Annotated in this window: 16 protein-coding genes and 1 pseudogene; 7 read left to right on the top strand and 10 right to left on the bottom strand. The window is 45.5% G+C overall.

Going from position 1 to position 16,857, the window contains the following annotated elements; translation table 11 throughout:
• Positions 1 to 140: 140 nt before the first annotated feature.
• Positions 141 to 521 carry a RidA family protein gene (locus tag HY877_06295; GenBank protein MBI5299885.1) on the bottom strand — a complete coding sequence of 127 codons (381 nt, stop codon included), beginning with the start codon at positions 519 to 521 and terminating at the stop codon, positions 141 to 143.
• A gap of 57 nt (positions 522 to 578) precedes the next feature.
• On the opposite strand from HY877_06295, the gene HY877_06300 reads away from it, so the two are divergent.
• Together HY877_06300 and HY877_06305 are read left to right on the top strand one after the other, a co-directional pair.
• Positions 579 to 1,751 carry a DUF1343 domain-containing protein gene (locus HY877_06300; protein MBI5299886.1) on the top strand — a complete coding sequence of 391 codons (1,173 nt, stop codon included), beginning with the start codon at positions 579 to 581 and terminating at the stop codon, positions 1,749 to 1,751.
• Positions 1,752 to 1,842: 91 nt separating this feature from the next.
• The gene (locus HY877_06305; GenBank protein ID MBI5299887.1) at positions 1,843 to 2,865 is read left to right on the top strand and encodes a trypsin-like peptidase domain-containing protein; all 1,023 of its coding nucleotides are present in this window, start codon (positions 1,843 to 1,845) and stop codon (positions 2,863 to 2,865) included.
• Here the strand turns inward: HY877_06305 and cdd are convergent.
• The 5 genes and pseudogenes from cdd to HY877_06330 all read right to left on the bottom strand — a co-directional run bounded on the left by cdd (position 2,802) and on the right by HY877_06330 (position 7,500).
• The gene (gene cdd, locus HY877_06310; GenBank protein MBI5299888.1) at positions 2,802 to 3,182 is read right to left on the bottom strand and encodes a cytidine deaminase; all 381 of its coding nucleotides are present in this window, start codon (positions 3,180 to 3,182) and stop codon (positions 2,802 to 2,804) included. The genes HY877_06305 and cdd overlap by 64 nt on opposite strands.
• Before the next feature lie 266 nt (positions 3,183 to 3,448).
• Entirely contained in the window at positions 3,449 to 3,856 is a 408-nt protein-coding gene (locus HY877_06315) for a hypothetical protein (protein MBI5299889.1), read from the bottom strand.
• Between the two features lie 71 nt (positions 3,857 to 3,927).
• A pseudogene (locus tag HY877_06320) lies at positions 3,928 to 4,157 on the bottom strand (type II toxin-antitoxin system HicA family toxin).
• The gene (locus HY877_06325; GenBank protein MBI5299890.1) at positions 4,154 to 4,366 is read right to left on the bottom strand and encodes a type II toxin-antitoxin system HicB family antitoxin; all 213 of its coding nucleotides are present in this window, start codon (positions 4,364 to 4,366) and stop codon (positions 4,154 to 4,156) included. Before HY877_06325 ends, HY877_06320 begins: the two are co-directional and overlap by 4 nt.
• 53 nt (positions 4,367 to 4,419) lie before the next feature.
• A complete protein-coding gene (locus HY877_06330) occupies positions 4,420 to 7,500 on the bottom strand; it encodes an AAA family ATPase (protein MBI5299891.1) in 3,081 nt (1,026 codons plus the stop codon).
• A 147-nt stretch (positions 7,501 to 7,647) separates the two neighbouring features.
• Between HY877_06330 and HY877_06335 the strand changes: the two genes are divergently transcribed.
• The 3 genes from HY877_06335 (at position 7,648) to HY877_06345 (ending at position 9,882) form a co-directional block, all read left to right on the top strand.
• Positions 7,648 to 8,916, top strand: coding sequence for an ATP-binding protein (locus HY877_06335; GenBank protein MBI5299892.1), 1,269 nt, complete (start codon positions 7,648 to 7,650; stop codon positions 8,914 to 8,916).
• A 70-nt stretch (positions 8,917 to 8,986) separates the two neighbouring features.
• Entirely contained in the window at positions 8,987 to 9,520 is a 534-nt protein-coding gene (locus HY877_06340; GenBank protein ID MBI5299893.1) for an excisionase family DNA-binding protein, read from the top strand.
• Positions 9,508 to 9,882: a HEPN domain-containing protein gene (locus HY877_06345; protein MBI5299894.1), complete on the top strand. Its 375-nt coding sequence runs from the start codon at positions 9,508 to 9,510 to the stop codon at positions 9,880 to 9,882. Before HY877_06340 ends, HY877_06345 begins: the two co-directional genes overlap by 13 nt.
• Here HY877_06345 and HY877_06350 read toward each other — a convergent pair.
• Both HY877_06350 and HY877_06355 read right to left on the bottom strand, forming a co-directional pair.
• A complete protein-coding gene (locus HY877_06350) occupies positions 9,879 to 11,102 on the bottom strand; it encodes a hypothetical protein (protein MBI5299895.1) in 1,224 nt (407 codons plus the stop codon). The two genes, HY877_06345 and HY877_06350, sit on opposite strands and share 4 nt — an antisense overlap.
• A complete protein-coding gene (locus HY877_06355) occupies positions 11,099 to 13,510 on the bottom strand; it encodes a hypothetical protein (protein MBI5299896.1) in 2,412 nt (803 codons plus the stop codon). Before HY877_06355 ends, HY877_06350 begins: the two co-directional genes overlap by 4 nt.
• A 198-nt stretch (positions 13,511 to 13,708) precedes the next feature.
• Here HY877_06355 and HY877_06360 point away from each other — a divergent pair, with 198 nt between their 5' ends.
• On the top strand, positions 13,709 to 14,845 hold the full coding sequence (locus HY877_06360) for a tetratricopeptide repeat protein (GenBank protein MBI5299897.1): 1,137 nt from the start codon (positions 13,709 to 13,711) through the stop codon (positions 14,843 to 14,845).
• 29 nt (positions 14,846 to 14,874) lie between these two features.
• Here HY877_06360 and HY877_06365 read toward each other — a convergent pair whose 3' ends face one another.
• Positions 14,875 to 15,108, bottom strand: a complete 234-nt coding sequence (locus HY877_06365; GenBank protein MBI5299898.1) for a Fe(2+)-trafficking protein — start codon at positions 15,106 to 15,108, stop codon at positions 14,875 to 14,877.
• 131 nt (positions 15,109 to 15,239) lie between these two features.
• Here HY877_06365 and HY877_06370 point away from each other — a divergent pair, with 131 nt between their 5' ends.
• Positions 15,240 to 16,061, top strand: a complete 822-nt coding sequence (locus HY877_06370) for a hypothetical protein (GenBank protein MBI5299899.1) — start codon at positions 15,240 to 15,242, stop codon at positions 16,059 to 16,061.
• Between the two features lie 256 nt (positions 16,062 to 16,317).
• Here the strand turns inward: HY877_06370 and HY877_06375 are convergent.
• On the bottom strand, positions 16,318 to 16,857 hold a 540-nt coding region (locus HY877_06375; protein MBI5299900.1), incomplete at its 5' end, for a hypothetical protein.

Genomic DNA, 16,857 nt, shown 5'->3' on the forward strand with positions numbered 1-16,857 from the left:
CAAACCTAGGTGGCGGGGCCTGTCAGGCGAAGGCTTGCACGCCCACCCAAAAGATCGGGCGGACAAACCGTCGCCTGCCCCCCGCCCACCTCTGTTTCCTTGATTGTTTTTTTGTCATCCCTGCGAAGGCAATGACAACCTTAAAGCACAGCAATTGCTTCGATTTCGATGGCGACGCCTTTTGGGAGGTTTGAGACTTCTATGGTGGAGCGGGCTGGTTTGTGATTTTTGAAAAAATTTGCATAGGTTTCGTTTACTTTTTGGAACTGATTTAAATCTCTCAGAAAAATTGTTGTTTTCACGATCGCATTAAAAGTTAAACTTTCTGCCGTTAAAATTGCCGAAATATTTTTTAAAACAAGCTCTGTCTGTTTGGCGACATCGCCGTCAAAAAGCATTACCTGATTTGTTTTTGGATCTAGCGGGATTTGCCCCGACAAAAATAAAAAGTCGCCGGCTTGGATGGCTTGTGAATAAGGACCTATCGGTGCGGGGGCATTTTCTGTCAGAATGGTTTTCATTGCGCAAAGCTTTTACCAGTGAATTGACATCCGATCAAGTTATGATAAAGGCCCGCCATGCTTTTAGGTCTCGACATTCTGCTGAGGGATTACAAACACCTTCTCACGGAAAAAAGGCTTGGCATTCTTGGTCACCAAGCCAGTCTTAACTCTCAGGGAAAACATATTCTTGATCTTCTCATCCCTGAAAAAAGTTGGCAGGTGACCACCCTTTTTGGTCCCGAACACGGGATCACCACACAAGCAGAAGACATGGAGCCCGTGAAATCTGGAATTCATAAACCAGACGGTCTCCCCATCTACAGCCTCTACGGACATTCCGAAAAAGAACTCAGACCAACAGAAGAAATGCTCGCAAATCTGGACATTCTCATCATTGATCTTCAAGACGTCGGATCACGCTACTACACCTATATTTGGACTATGACGATGTGCATGGAAGTTTGCGCCAAATACGGAAAACAGGTGATTGTCTGCGACCGCCCCAATCCGATCAACGGCATCACTATGGAAGGGGAGAGCAACGAAAAAGGTTACACCTCTTTTGTCGGATTACACCCGATGCCCGTGCGTCACGGAATGACCATCGGCGAAATTGCCAAATTTATCGACGACACCGAAGATATCAACTGCAGGCTGACTGTTGTGCCGATGGAAGGATGGAAAAGGGAATGGTATTGGGACCAAACAGGTCTCACATGGACAAATCCCTCTCCCAACATGCGCTCGCCTTTGCAGGCTCTTCTTTATCCTGGCACCTGTCTGCTCGAAGGCACCAACATTTCAGAAGGGCGCGGCACCGATATTCCTTTTGAAATTGCCGGAGCTCCTTTTGTGCAATCGCGGGAGTTGATAGAAGCACTTGAAGAATTTTCACTGCTGGGTCTTCAGATTGAACCGGCAACCTTCACACCAATCCACCAAAAATGGGCGGGAAAATTATGTCAGGGAGTTCGTCTTCGTGTTACCGACAGAGAAAATTTCAAATCGTATGTCACAGGCCTTGCCTTAGTTTGGGTTTTGCATTCTCTTTATCACGACAAAGGTTTTGAATGGCGCCTTGAATCCTATGAATTTATTGAAGACACCCCGGCCATTGATCTTCTCACGGGCGGTTCCACTGTCCGGCAAGCAATCGAAAAACACCTGCCGCTACGCGAACTTTTAGAGTGGGTCGAAGAATTCAACCCCTCTTTCGCACGCCAACGCAGTCCTTATTTGTTGTATTGATAAAAATTTTACAAAAATTTTGATTGACAAGTTGCGTTAGAGAGCAGGACAATTCCCACGTCCAAAAAAATCCACAACAAAGGAGGTCCTTATGGGAAATTTAGCCATTCGGTTAGCCACCTTCCGTGACATCGCCCCTTCCGGGTCAGGTATAGCCGCGCCACCTCGCATTGCAAACGGGGAAGGAGGATTTGTCCATGACGAAGCGCTTCCTCCCACATTTGCTCTGAACGCCGATTCGCTCACACGGCGTGCATCCAATATCTGTCTCTCAGAAGAACAGCACTACGATTTGGAATGCGACGGATTTCCGATCAAAATTCGGGTTGTCGGTCCATCTGTAACTTTAAGACCGTTGGAAGAAACGCGCACCAAAGAGGTCATCCGTGAAATCACACCCTCTGTTGTAAATGTTTTTGTGGTGGGAAATGGTAAGGATGCACAGGGTAAACCGGAAGAGTGGTTGGGGTCTGGTTATGCCGTTAATGCGGCGGATCTGCATCTGGCGGGTTATGTTAAAAAACCGTGGACCACACTGATAAAAACAAATCGTCATGTTGCCAATGACGCTTCCCAGATTCGTGTGCAAACTTTCGACGGTCGCACTTTAGTCGCAACGGTATTGGTGATGGATGAAGCAAGCGACTCCGCTTTGCTGGAGGTGAATACGGGGGGAACACCCATCAAAACGGTGCAACTGGCAAATCCGGAGGAAGTGGAACAAGGAGATACGGTGTTGGCGTTCGGAGAACCGTTTGGATTTTCACACACGGTGACCAAAGGAATTGTCAGCGCCGTTCGCACTGAAAATGGAGACACGGAAATTCAAACCGATGCCGCCATTAATCAGGGAAACAGCGGCGGACCGTTGGTCAACATGGATGGAAAAGTGATCGGGATGAATTCCTTCACAATCAGGGGTGCGCAAGGAATTGCATTCGCACATCCGGAATGGATTCAAAATGAGGCATTACGCCGTCAATACGCATTGACTCACCCGCAAAAAACGCAAAAGGTGGGTCTGCAATATCCGGGCGATGACATTGCCCATTATTTGGCGCTAAACGTGAATGCTTTTGGAAGAAGTTGGGAGAGTGTGACTTTTTCGGTTTGACCTTTTGTGTTTGCTAAAAGAAATTCCAAGTCTGGGGCAAACTCGGCAAGCATTTGGCGACAAACACCACAGGGAGAAACCGGTCCGGGTGTGTCAGCGACGATTGCAATCCGTTTGAATTTTTTTGCGCCTTCGGAAATGGCTTTCACCAACGCTGTTCTCTCGGCACAGATAGCCAACCAAAATCCATTCTCAACATTACAGCCTGTGTAAATGGTGCCATCGAAGGCTTCCAAAGCGGCTCCCACGGAAAATTTGGAATAGGGAGAATAGGCGTGCTTACGCACTTCCAAAGCTTTTTGTAAAAGGGGATCCATGTGTCGCGAGTACAAATTCATAAAGGAACTGGTGAAAAAGTTGTGTGAAGGGATTTTGGGGCCGCGGTTCCCGACGGGTCGACCCGTCGGGCCCGCTTATCGCTCGGCAATTTTGGCTTTATATCCCGTTTGTTAAAATTGCCTGTGCGAAACCCCAAAATCCCTTCACACAACTTTTTCACCAGTCACATAAACACATAAAATTGTCAATTTATGGGAGTGGTTGGAAGTGTCATTCCCGCCCCTGCCTCCGCAGGGATGACAAGTTATTCACGGGACACTAAACTGGAATTTAAATTTCTGATTTTCTGAAATCGTCTTGCAACGATTGATTGGACTGCGTCTTTGAATTCTTCGGCTTTTGCTCCGTCTGCCTTGAGTTTCAGATAAACACCAACTTTGACTCCTGTGGCATTTGTGTAAATTAAAAGATTGCAATGGGCATATTGATATTGAATGCGGTTGGAGGAAATTTTTGCCTCGCTCCAATCTTCCAGTTGAAAGTAGGTGTGTTTGATTTTGCCGATATCTTGCGCAATGTCCGACAAAACCTGACGAAGCGTTTGGCGGGCAACAACGGCGGTTAATGAATTGTCGAGATTGGATTCAGCAAAAGAGACCTGCGTTAGACCCAACATCCAGAAAATTCCCAAGAAATAAAAAACTCTTTTCACAGAATCATTATCGGCCGCCGCTCAGAAAAGTTGCTTACTATTTTTTAAAGGTTATGGGAAAAGTTTAAAGTCTATTTATAAAGCAATCCGGCAAACTGGGCTACAGTTAAGCCCGCTTCTCTAATAAGGGAGCGAAGGTACCCCTTGCAATTGTTTTGTGGTTTGGAACAGTAAGCCTTCGAAAAGGAGGGTGGGTGTTTCTTAAAATAATGTGGCTTCCTTTTTGATGATCAAAAATATAACCGATTTTTAGAAAAGTTTTTACAACTTCTTGGCCTGAAACCACGGGAAGTTTACTCATACGGCGATATCAACCACATCTTCATCAATGGCAGGAGGAATGGGATCATTATGCTTTCGCAGGCTTTCGATATATCCCTCTATGGCTTCTTTAATGTTGGTAATAGCTTCCTGACGGGTTTTTCCTTGAGAAATACATCCGGGAAGAGAAGGGCATTCCACTATGAAAACTTCATCTTCATCTTGATGAATCAAAATACGCAACTTCATACGGTCATGCTAACATGAGCTGTTTTTTCGGTCAATTCTTTCATCCGAAAATTTCATTTCGTAACATGGGCGTACCACCAGTCACCCAGAGTTTCTTGATTATCACCAATGGAAATATCGGCCAAGGTTGAGCCAAGACTTTTTCCGGCGGCTTTTTCATAGAGCGCATTAACACCGAAACCCGCTCCTGCTCCAACCGCTCCTGCCAACGCAACGGCGCCCCCAAGCGTTGCAACACCGACTGCGGTAATTTCACCTCCGACCAAAATGCCTCCGGCCGCTGTTACGCCGCCTTTGACAGCCGCGCCTGCCGCGATAAAGGGAGTTATTTTCAAATAACCTGCGTCAGATGCAAGTCTGTTTCCCGCTGTCTGTAATGCTTGGCGTCCACTTTGAGCCAACTGATTTAAATCCTGAATGACGCTTCGCAAACCAACATTTACTGTTTCGCGCAACCCTCTTCTGACAACGGCCAAGCCCGCTTCACGCCAGACTTTTGCTCCGCCCGTGGCTCGCACAATGGCCGCCGTGCCGGCAAAACCACCCAGAATGCTGGCGGTATCGTTTTCAGCACTTCCCGCGGGAAGTCCCATACCACTCATCACAACCGTTGTTACGTTTTTTGATAATTCAAAAGGAGCGGCCATCATGCCCAGATCAACGAGGGCATAGCGATCTGCCCAGACGGCAACGGCTCCCACTCCCACTGCCGCTGTGGGTTCCATCCATTCCGGAATCCAATGTTTGTGTGTTGCATAGCGCAAGCCACCAAAGAAAAGAGGAAGTTTAAGTGACTCCGTCACCATTTCCAACAAAGTCGGAACTTTTGGTTCGACAATAATTTTCTGCACTCCTTCTGGTTTCGGTTGCGTCGGTTTTAAGTCTTCGCCTTCACCAGATGCCGCTTTTTCATTTCCACCGGAGGCACCGTCGGCGGGAGGAGCACCATCTGCTGGAGGTGCACCAGCGCTTGGAGGAGCGGTGGGGGGAGTTTTCGGCTGTTTCTTGGAACCAGAAGTGCCGTGTGCTTGACCATATTTTTGTATCATCTCGCGCACTTCCTCTGCCGTCAGCATTTTGCCATCTTTGATGAAATATCCATTTTTTCTCAGACCACTTAACATTGTCTTGACCTGCTCCGGTGTCAAACCACCTTCTTCAACGGCAATGCGGGCAAATTCCAAAAAGGAGCGCACCATTACCACATCTATTTGAGCTATGGCCGCAACTCTCTCGATAATTATTTTTTCCGTAATGGCCCCCGTGAAATTTTTGCGACGTAAATGATTCGTAATACGATCCAAAAGTTTGAAGCCTCTTGAGGGGAGAGCGCCACCATTGGTAAGAGGAGAAAGCATTACAAGGGTACGAATTTCCGGTTTGGAAATTGTCATGGTTTTGCCAACATATCTTGTAACATTGGGTTCCATGATGCAAACAGCATCCTCGATATTTGGGGAAGAAACAAGCGCAACAGAAACACGTCTCAAGAAAGCTTCGTCATCCAACAATCCCCCTTTTCCATCCACGCCGCGGGGTTTGTTGGTGTCGAAAATAACATAACTTCCCTCATTGAGTCTTTCCAGTTTGTCGAGCATCAACTGCACAACATCGGTTGGATGGCCCTCTGCTGTTCCAAGACCTTTCAACACATGAGCCTCTCGCACCCAAATAATAATGCGTTTGCCCGAGCGAGTAGCCTCGTTGATATGTCTAAACATGGCTTCAACGCCCTCTTCCGCTTTTCCCACATATTTGGCGGTCGCAGACCCCAAACTGGAACCGCTCATTTCAAAAACTTCATAGCCTTCAGCGGCGCGCATATGAAGATGTGCTTTGATATTTTCCGACTTTCCCGATCCGGCGGAATCCCCTGTTCCGGCAACATCTTCTGTTCCGGCAACAAAAATATGGGGTTGATCCATTTGCCCGGATATATCGAGCATGTTTTCCTGAACCTCTCTATTTCCAATCAGTCTTGAATAATCCGGTTTTTTGGCCTCTTCCGTGATATCTTTTAAAAAAGATTTGGGATCGATTTTCTTGTCGAGAGCGGTAAGGCGGGCGTTGGTTTGTCTCTGTAGTTTGATAGAATAAAGGAGATAGATGACAAAAAAGAGTTGAAAAATACGTTGTTCATTGGTTCTTCGGTTATCCAAATCTTCCCTGCCTTCTATTCTTGCTAAAGCCGCCCGTTCCATCTTCACCGCTTCATTCACCGCTTCACTAAGATTTTTTTTCTCCTGATCCGACAAATTCGATTTTTCGATTCTTCGAATCATGGCATCAACTGTTGGAAGATTTCCTGAAATAAATAATTTTCCCTCTTCAATACCGTACTGACTTGGCGTTGGTTTGCCCTCCACAATAATCTCCATTATCTGGTAAAGGGTTAGTTCTCCTTCAATCGGTGCCATTTTTTGGTTCGAGGGAAGAGGATGAAATAAAGAATTATTTTTGTACGACCAAACACGAAAAAAATTGTCGTCAGGGTCTCGGGTAGCGGAGCGGCAAAGAGGATAGCGCAAGGACATCTTACGTTTACCTAACACTCCCATATCTTCCTCTGTTTGCAACGTAAAATTTCCGTATCTTCCCTGCATGGGGAGAAGCATTGCATCGCTTAGATTGGTCAACCAATCATCAAACTTTGGTTCTGAGGGAGGGCGAAAAAGAGTGTGGGTTTTTCCGTCGTTGGTTGCACCCCTTGGGGCTTCCCAAATCCGGGCCAAGTCTTCAAAAATATTTTCGTTGAAATAGGCATCAATTCCACTTGTTTCACACACAGGAAGGGCATCAACCGATTTGTAAAAGGGACTAAATGGTTTGCTTGGATCTTGTGGGTCTTTATAAAAAGATACATTCGCTTCTACAGGACCATCGTCGAAGGTTCGTTTAGGGGTTACCGCATCAACAGGAGAACCTCCATCGGTTCCCAATTCAACGCCCGCCCCCGGAACGACGATATTGCCTGTGTGGGTATTATCAGGGACACCGCCATCAGCATCAGTAGCTGTACCGGCATCAGGAAAGCCACCATCTAAAGTGTCTTGTCTTTCTGGTTTTACAAATGTGAGATTAAAAGTTCTAGGACCTCTTGGAACCAGTGGATCATTATTGCCGCCGTCTACCATAGTCTTCTCCCCAAAGTATTCAAACGTCCCCTAATATACTTATCGGCAGAAAACAGGAAAAGTTGCTTGATTTTTTCATTAAAATTTGCGATTTTTGTTCAGTGAACTGCACAAAAGATTGAATTTATGTGCAATTGACTTAACAAGATGAATAAAGCCATTATAAAACAGGTGCTTGTAGATCAAAGAGCAGAAATCAGCAGAATCTTCGATCAGCCGATCATTGAGCGCGAAAAACTGCCGGACGCAACAAGAATGCTCACCCAAAAAATGGCAAAGGTCATCACCGGAATCCGGAGGTGCGGAAAATCCGTCCTCGCCCATCAAATGCTAAAAAATTGTTCCTATGCGTACATCAACTTTGACGATGAACGATTGGCCGCTGTCCACGCGGAAGATCTCAACGATTTTCTTGAGACGGCAAAGGAGATAACGCCGGATTTCAATCATCTCCTGCTGGATGAAATCCAGAACACTTCGGGGTGGGAATTGTTTGTAAACAGGCTCCTTCGAAACGATTATAATGTCATTATCACGGGAAGCAATTCGCATCTGTTGAGCAAAGAACTGGCAACCCATCTGACGGGCAGACATTTGAGCCTTGAACTTTTCCCTTTTTCCTTCAGGGAATTTCTTCTGCAAAATGGCGTCTCCGCCAGCGAAGATGATTTCTTCAAAACAGATAAGCGAGCCGAATTCAAAATGATGCTGGAGAGATACATTCAAGAAGGTGGTTTTCCGGAAGTTCAAAAAATGGATCTCAAGGAAAATTATCTCAGGGAACTCTTCGACAAAATCATTACCAAAGATATTGTCATGCGCTACAACATCAAGTACGGGCGCGACCTGAAAGAGATGGCTTTGTATCTTCTTTCCAATTTTGCGTCGCGGGCCGCCTATCACAAGATCAAAAACATTTTTGAAGTCAAAAGTGTCCACACCATCAAAAATTATTTTGAATTTCTTGAAGAATCCTATCTTTTATTTGGGGTCAACGCATTTTCTTTCAAACTGAAAGAGCAAATCCGAAAACCTAAAAAGATCTATGCCATAGACACCGGCCTTATCAATGCCATCGTCCCGAAAATTTCATTGAACATCGGAAGATTGATGGAAAATATCGTTTTTTTGGAACTCAAAAGGCGCGGGATGGAGGTTTATTACTACACAGACGGTCATTGTGAAGTTGATTTTGTCATCAAGGATGGCCTCAAGATAAAAAAAATGATCCAAGTCTGTTATTCAATAGAATCCCTTGAAACAAAAGAACGTGAGATCAAATCACTTGTAAAGGCACAGGCAAAATTGGAATGCCAAGATTCCACCGTCATCACATGGGATACCGAAGGCGACGAAACAATTAAAAACACCAAAATCCAGCTCATCCCTTTATGGAAGTGGCTACTTTGTTTTTGAGAAAAGTTGCTTGAAATTTTCATTTTCTTCTTTATACTGCCTTATACGTAATATATCTAAAATAGACTAAATGAACACTCTATACACCCCAGAAGAATTGGCAAAGCTTTGGAAGGTTTCCAAAATGACCATTTATAAGCTTCTAAGCCAGAATAAAATTCCTCATTTTAAGGTGGGAAAGGCGTATCGAATTCCCCAAGACCATCTCGATCTTTATATGAAAAAGGAGGGAAATCTGGCCTCTTTTGATCCACTTCCAACGCACACCATCCCGAAAGTGGCTGAAAACTTCGTTACCCTTTTAAAAAAAGAGCCCATCGGGCAAATCAAAAATGTGGTTAAAATTATTCTGTTTGGATCCTATGCCCGAGGCACCCCTCATGCCGACTCGGATGTTGATTTGCTTCTTGTTGTTAAAATACTTGATTCCAAAACAGAACACTGGGTTGCTTCTCTAAGTGACAAAGCAATGGCCGCTAATGATTACACATTACTTCTGAGTGTATTGCGCATGTCAGAAGCACACTGGCAAAAGCAACAAGCGTTGCAAACACCTTTGTTTGAAGAAATAAAAAAGGAAGGAATTTTATTATGGCCCACATAGAGATTATTCTTTCCTACAAAGAAAGAGCGAATGACGACATAAAAGCGGCAGAAGAAATGTTTTCCTCTCATTTCTATCTCGCGGCAATTTCAAGAGCTTATTATGCCGCTTTTTACGCGGTAACCGCGGCCCTGCTGACCAAAGATATAAAAGTTCAAAAACATAAACAGTTGGAAATTGAATTTCGGCGTCATTTCATCAAAACAGGCAATCTTTCCAAAAAATACAGCGAAATTTTGGAAGAACTTTTTCAGGCCCGCCAAAATGCCGACTACGATGCCATCCCCGAAATCACGGAGACGCGTGTTCGGGAGTTGATTGAAGAAGCCAAAGATTTTGTTCAGGCTGTTTCAAGTCTTTAGGGTGCGACGGGGGCTGGTTGGGTTCCACCCACCATTTCCAAAAGCCCTGCGGAGAACTTGTGTGCGGGACGTTTTGGCGATGTTGCCATGGCAAAACGCAAGATGACATCGGTTGGGAAGGGAAGTCCTTGTGCGGGGAGGGCGCCATAATGATGGCGGGCTATCCAGTCGCGGAGTGTCCATTGGAGTCTCTGTTCCGCGGGGACGCCATTACGCGGAGCCGTCCAGCCGATGGCCCTCAAAATTCCTTCTCCGAGAAAACTTCTTCGACTTTCTAAAAGGGCTTCGTCTCCGCGCGACATTTTTTGCAACCATGCATCATAAACTTCTCGTCTTGTTTTTCCCGCGTGCCATCTCACATCTGCCACCTTGTTTTCGCCACGTACCACACGGATCAAGGCTTTATCTTCTAACACCGCGGTGGCGCGTTCTTCGGAGGCCATCAATTCCTCTGCAACATAATTGCGGAGTTCATAGAGAAAAGAATCGTTCCAGACGGCATCTGGCAATGGGATTGTAGCAGACCAACCTTGTGCCTCAAAAAAAGACAGTCTTAAAAGTTCCCGCATCAAATCGCCATAACGAGGTTCCAATGCTTGTGCTTTATCTATCAACTGTCTTGCTTCTCTGGTTGGAAAGAGACCGATCGCGCTTGGAATAAATGCACCCGACTGAAGACGCTGACGAACACCACTGCCTATTTCAAAAAAAGATTCCATCTCAATGGCACGTTCTCCGTGACCCGCCTGTCCGGCGACATAATTTGCAAAGTAACAAAGCTTAAGTCCCATGATGTTTATTTCCGAACGGGGAGGAAGAGGCGCCAGAAATCTTGAAGAACCAAACTCATCCCAATGAATTTCCGGAGAGGGACCCACTCTTGGGCGAAAGAACAATTGTGTTGCAAAACGTTGGGCGTGGGATGTTGACTCTTCAATGAGGCGTCCATCCAAAACAGCTTGTCTCATCGTTGCCAAAAATTGTGTGTAAAAATCGGAGCGATGCCATTGACTGGGCACATAACTACCATCTCGCAGGGCTCTTGAAAATTTCGCCAAGGACGCCGACAATGATTCTCCACCCAAAGAAGCAACGGGACCCGAAAGGTCCGTCAAGACTTCCGCAATTGCTAATGGATCTCCTGCAAGGCTGACGTTTGCCAAAGTATCGAGAAGCGTGGGGATATAAACATTCGGTGTGACAGCAATAGCGACGCTCATGGGACTTGTCTCCAAGCGCTACCGTAAATAGTTTTCATTTCTGCTCTGTCTGAATAATAAGTGGCCATGATCCGGACTATTGTTTCGGCAGTGGCACCCCATCTCTGCAAATAATTTTTCAACTGTGCTTCACTGGGGAAGCGAATTCCTTTTAGGAAATTATCGACCTCATTTACAGAACGGCCCGCTTCGTATGCTAAAATTTCGGGATCGTAGTCGGGACCATAACGTTTTTGTAAAAAAGAAATAACTTCTTTTATGGTGCGTTCTCCAACAAGGACCACATGCACTTTTCTTGTTCCTCCAAGATCAAGTTGAACGGGATCCGGTGTTTTCCATCTCAAACCGCCAATGGTATTGGGATGCAAACGAAGGACACCAAGTTCCGGATCCATTTCGGTTCCGTAAACACGGGCCAAATCCTGCACAGAGAGATCAATGCGGTGCGCTTCAAGATTTGGGGTTACGGTAACATACACCGCTTCCGGTTTTAAACTGTGATCCTTTGGATTTTTTCCGTCAGGGGGACGCGCAATGCGACCGGCTCGTTGCACTAACAACCGTCTGGATTTGGTCCGAGCAACATCCACAATAAGACTGGACATTGGATCATCATAACCACGCTCCAGCATTCCAATGCTCCAGAGCATGTCGATTTCTCCATTGTTATGAGCGGCCATGGTGACGGCACGACTTCCAAAATGGTTGCGATATCTGGAATGGGGAGACCCTTCCGGAATCGTTGCACCCGTTTTGTCCTGATCCATTTTATCCCATGTGGCGGTTGCTACAAGAGGGCGTCCCTTGATTTGGCGCGCCTCACCATGCAAAAGGGTATAAAGCCTGCCAAATAAAACTTGAACATCATTTTTATTTCCCGCAAGCAAACTTCTTTTTGCTTTTTCAAAGAGTGGCTGGACCTCTTGCCATTCTCTACTATAGAGAAAATGTTTCAATTCTTTTCTAAAGAGATCCAATTTTTCACGTCCGCCAAGAATCTCGACAATTGTTTCTGCACGCATCGGATGACGTGTATTGAGTCCCTGATAAATCCGAAAAATAATTTCGATGAGTTCGAAGAGGTCTTGTTGCCAGCGCATAAGTTTTTCAAGAGCGGTTGTATTTTCAGCAAAACCAATGCCACGACGCACGGCTTTTCCCCTTGCGCCTATGGGACCGATTCCCATAACCATATGATCCACAACGGCACGCACTGCGGTTTTGACTGAATAATCACTGCCGGCGGCGGCTTGCACTTTGGATTCATCAACCACAACATGACCGGCGCGATCTACACGAATAAACTCCGAAAAAAGAAGTTTTTGATCTGGAGGAACTTCCATCTCAAGCACTTTCCCCACAAGAGGAACCAAATTGCCGCTTCGAATTCCATCGGTCATGGGTACGTGATAGAAAACATTTCCCGGACCCCAAACAGTGGAGAGGGGAATTTCATCCGGACGATCCAACGTTGCCGAGGCTCCCAGCATTCGGTGTTTTGTGCGGGCATCATATTCACCCTTTTTATTGAAGAGACCAAAATCGATAAGAGGTCTAAACCAACTGGCGGTTCTGTCACCCTCTTCCGTCTGCCCTTTAAAAACAACCAAATCCGCTTCATCGAGAACAAAAAGAATGCGTTTGTTGCCAGCCCATGATTTCAGCACATCCACGGTTCCCGCTTGCGTCAATTCCTGATAGGTGCCCACAACAAAAGTGCAACCGCGCAGATCCTCGGCTTTGACTCCCCCTTTCAAAAAGGCGACCTGTTCATTGGGAAACATGTATTGCATTGTCTGCGCCAATTTATAGGCCGGTTCATGTTGATGAGATCCCATAACAATCAGAGCATCTTTGTATTCGTGGGGGAGGACTTCGCGAAGTTGCCGAATAATAAATCCGTATTCCGGAGTTTTTCCGAGACCGGTATCGAGACGGTAAATACCACGATGTTCTTTTGCAAAATGTTTTGTCGCTTCACGAGCTATGTCTAATTGGTAATCTCTTGGAACATAAGATTTTGGAGGCGAAGAAACTTGAACAAGATAGGAGGAAGAATTTACAGGATGGGCGAAAAGATCTTTGGGTACCGGACCAAAACGGACAGCGCCGGGAAATGGTGGAATAGCCCTTGCTCTTTCCAAAGCCGCACGGAGAGCCTGCATGCTTTGTCTGAAATCGTCTGCAGAAATAGTACCCTGCCCACTCAAGAGGCGTTGCAAAAGAACGGCGGGACTTGCTTCGCCATTTCTTCCTTCCGTGAATATCCCATCCAGAGGAGCAACCAAAGTTTGCAAATGGGCGAGATTGGCCCAGAGCGTACCCATATCCCCATCGGCAAAAGCGGCTTCGGCTGAGACAATGTCCAGTGTAATTGCTTCTGTATTTATCGCAGGTACAAAACTCATAATATGTAAAAACGATCTAAACTATCATTCCCGCGAAGCTTGTCCCTGCAGGCAGTAGGCAGGGAGCGGGAATCCAGTCGTCGTGATAATTTCTGGATCCCTGCCTTCGCAGGGATGACAAGAAAATGTATTTCTCCGATAGTTCCCTAACGTTATCGGTTCAAGTCAGAAAAAGTTGCTTCCTCTTTTCAAAAAGATATGGTTAAAAAAGTTATGTCTTTTCCACGTCTTTTTTGGTTTTTCCTTGTTGTAAATCTTCTTATCGCTTCCCCTCTGTTAGCTAAAGGAAAAAATCCTCTTTTTCAGGAGGCGGAAGATAAAATTCAGGAGGGAAATTACGAAGGCGCGCAATCCACCTATGAAGAGATTTTAGGTGAAAATTCCAATGATATCAGCGCTCTTTCAGGATTGGCCCAAGTGCTCTACTGGCAGGGAGATTATGACGGAGCCATCTCCCAATATTCTAAAATTCTGGAGGAAGACCCGAAGAATGTGGACGCATTAGTGGGAACCGGCAAGGCTTATCTGGCAGGAGGAAAAGAGCGCAAGGCTCGGGAGTTTTTTAAACGTGCCGAAAAAATTGAGCCCTCCAATGAAGAAGTGGCCGCGGTCTCTCCCCAGATCGACAAAAAATCAAACATTGAAGTATTGGGTGGATATATCCTCGGCAGTTTCAATTACGCCGCAGAAATGCAGGGCGAATATCAGAAAATGACCATCAGCAAAGAGCGAAGTTACTCTTTTGGTCTCAACAGCAGTTACGTCAACAAATTTACTCAAAATGGATTCAACACGGAACTTTTTGGACAATATTATCTTTTTGAAAATACGCGCGTGAATGCCAATTTAAGTTTTGCTCCGGAGACTGCCATTTTTCCGCGTCAAAGTTATGGCGCGGGTTTGGCGCAAACTTTCTGGATATTAACACCGGAAGTCCATTATCTTTTTGAAGATTACCGACAAGCCAATATCCAGACTGTCAGGCCGGCTCTTTATTTGGAACCTTCTGGAATTGTTAAAATCGGCGGGGGATACCAATTTCAATCCGTCACGTTTGGAGGAACACGTCGTAATCTCAACGGCTGTTTCGCGGAAATTTATTTCACACCACTCGAATGGCTTGAACTGAATGGTTATTATTTGCGCGCCAACAATGTCTTTGAAGCGGGGCGATTTCCCACTCCCTTTGTTAATTTCAAATCAAACATTGGCGGAGGCGGAATTGATCTAAGATTCATCGCTAGTTATTCCGCACATTTCGATGCCCGCTATGAAAGCAGGAACAACGGCGAAACCTCACAGACATACACCTTCTCAGGCGGGTATTCTTTTTAAACGCTTGTTAAAAATCCAAACGGATGGATTTAAAGTTGTAACTTTAGAAATTCTTTCATGTGTTGTTCGATGATTTCTCTGTGCTGTGGCAAAAACGGAGTCAGACGATATTCATTGACCACCATGACACTCATTCTCTTCCACTCTTCCCAACATTGGTGGCAAACCTGCGTTACGATCGCTTCTTTGAGCGGACCGCTATAGGGCACAAAATCAGGTGGAGCCGAATTGAGACCACAACGCACGCATTTGATTGTCGTCATAAAAAAATCTCCTTGTAATTAGCGGTATTTTCAGGGGTTTCTTTAAAATATTATTACGCCCAACAAAAGTATTATTACACCCATTTATATTTTTATACCCATCTTGCTATAATTCAAAAGTGAGCTGGCTTTTGATTCTACTGTTGTCCCTAGCCTCAGAAGGATTTGCCGCCGGTAGGAATCTGGAAGAGAAATGGCTCAACGAGATTTTTCAACTTCAAGAGACCTATCAAAAACTCGACAAACTGATTTCGATTTCTCTTCAAGACTATCAGCAAGCTGTTGTCAACAGCACAATCATTTATCCCTTTGAAAAAAGTTTTTTAAATGATGGAGAAAAAAAAGTTGTGGTTGATTGGGCACACATTCCTTATGGAACAGAGAAAAAATGGTACGACCACACGGCCGTTATTTGGGAACAAGACGTGAACAAAAATTGGCACCGCATTGCGGAAGTTGATTGGGATTCAACTAAGACAGGAATTTTACCGGGACCGGAAGCATCCACATTGCGCAATCATTCTTTTAAAATTGACGCGGAAGAAATCAATGAAGCCCCCAATCATTTCTACAGGGGACTTGCCCAGTTTAATAACAAAATACCGAATCCGGGAGAAAAGAGAGGCTACGCCGAATTTTTTCAGGATCTTCAACGAGGGTCGATGAAAATATCGACTTCCGTTGTGGAAGGCCCCGCAAATTTGACTTTGGACCAAATCGAACAACACAACGCTCAAGCTATTTTTGGATTGAACAGTTATATTTATTTGACGGTGGACAAAAAATATTTTTGCAAAAATCCACAAGGCGCATGGGTGGGACAGAACAGCCGTGAATGGGACGAATCCTGCGCACCACTTTTCGACAAGCCACCCAGTGGCAACGGTCATTGGGCCGGTTTTTCCTACAACCTACTCCCTTCTTCCTTCAATTCCTTTTTGTCACAAGATTAAATAAAATGTTCGTTTTCTTTTTGTCATCCCTGCAAAGGCAAGGATCCAGTAATTATAAGCACTGCTGGATCCCCGCTCCCTGCCTACTGCCTGCAGGGACAAGCTTCGCGGGGATGACATACTAAAAGTTAATTTACTGTAGTATCCGCGAGGGGACGGGTGTTCCGGAGGTTTGTCAGCCCGATCTTTCGGGAGGGCGTGCAAGCCTACGGAACAGGCCCCGTCCCACATGCGCGCCTGCACACCATGGGACAATTTAATAATCGTGGGGATGGTGGTTACAGCAGGGGATGTGTGGGTGTGAGCCTTTTACAAATACGAGTGGGAAAACAATGTCGCTTAAGCAACATGGAAGCCAGACGGCAAGAAGTGTGATCGCAAAGACAATCGAAAGGGAACCACTCCACAAAGTGATGTCAAATGAAATGAGATACAGCAAAGATGCCAGAGAACTGATCAAGATATGGGACAAATGACCTAACTCCGTTAATTTTTCGACATGCTTCAAAAAAATCATGCCCGAAAAAATCCCCAAAAAACAGGCTGGAAAAACAAGCCACGGTTCTTCCACAAGACAGAGATGAAATACAACCGGGGTCTTCAGCAAAATACCGCCCAGATAAGGAAGAATCACATCACTCAAACTGCAAATGGGAATAACCCCCAACAGGGCAATGACAATGGCCTTCCAGAACTGTTTTTCATATTTCCAAAACATGGCCGTCGTGACGATGGCGCTCAGAAAAATGTGAACGGGATGGGTGATATGAAAATATCCCAGCGGATAACTGTTCCA

It is taken from the genome of Deltaproteobacteria bacterium, assembly GCA_016213065.1.
GTDB lineage: Bacteria > UBA10199 > UBA10199 > SPLOWO2-01-44-7 > SPLOWO2-01-44-7 > JACRBV01.

Bases quoted from the DNA above. Each gene is read 5' to 3' on its own strand.
- HY877_06335 (MBI5299892.1), top strand. From the start codon at position 7,648: ATGAATAAAGCCATTATAAAACAGGTGCTTGTAGATCAAAGAGCAGAA.
- HY877_06300 (MBI5299886.1), top strand. From the start codon at position 579: ATGCTTTTAGGTCTCGACATTCTGCTGAGGGATTACAAACACCTTCTC.
- HY877_06305 (MBI5299887.1), top strand. From the start codon at position 1,843: ATGGGAAATTTAGCCATTCGGTTAGCCACCTTCCGTGACATCGCCCCT.
- cdd (MBI5299888.1), bottom strand. From the start codon at position 3,182: ATGGATCCCCTTTTACAAAAAGCTTTGGAAGTGCGTAAGCACGCCTAT.
- HY877_06350 (MBI5299895.1), bottom strand. From the start codon at position 11,102: ATGAGCGTCGCTATTGCTGTCACACCGAATGTTTATATCCCCACGCTT.
- HY877_06365 (MBI5299898.1), bottom strand. From the start codon at position 15,108: ATGACGACAATCAAATGCGTGCGTTGTGGTCTCAATTCGGCTCCACCT.
- HY877_06325 (MBI5299890.1), bottom strand. From the start codon at position 4,366: ATGAAGTTGCGTATTTTGATTCATCAAGATGAAGATGAAGTTTTCATA.
- HY877_06330 (MBI5299891.1), bottom strand. From the start codon at position 7,500: ATGGTAGACGGCGGCAATAATGATCCACTGGTTCCAAGAGGTCCTAGA.
- HY877_06355 (MBI5299896.1), bottom strand. From the start codon at position 13,510: ATGAGTTTTGTACCTGCGATAAATACAGAAGCAATTACACTGGACATT.
- HY877_06340 (MBI5299893.1), top strand. From the start codon at position 8,987: ATGAACACTCTATACACCCCAGAAGAATTGGCAAAGCTTTGGAAGGTT.
- HY877_06345 (MBI5299894.1), top strand. From the start codon at position 9,508: ATGGCCCACATAGAGATTATTCTTTCCTACAAAGAAAGAGCGAATGAC.
- HY877_06360 (MBI5299897.1), top strand. From the start codon at position 13,709: ATGGTTAAAAAAGTTATGTCTTTTCCACGTCTTTTTTGGTTTTTCCTT.
- HY877_06295 (MBI5299885.1), bottom strand. From the start codon at position 521: ATGAAAACCATTCTGACAGAAAATGCCCCCGCACCGATAGGTCCTTAT.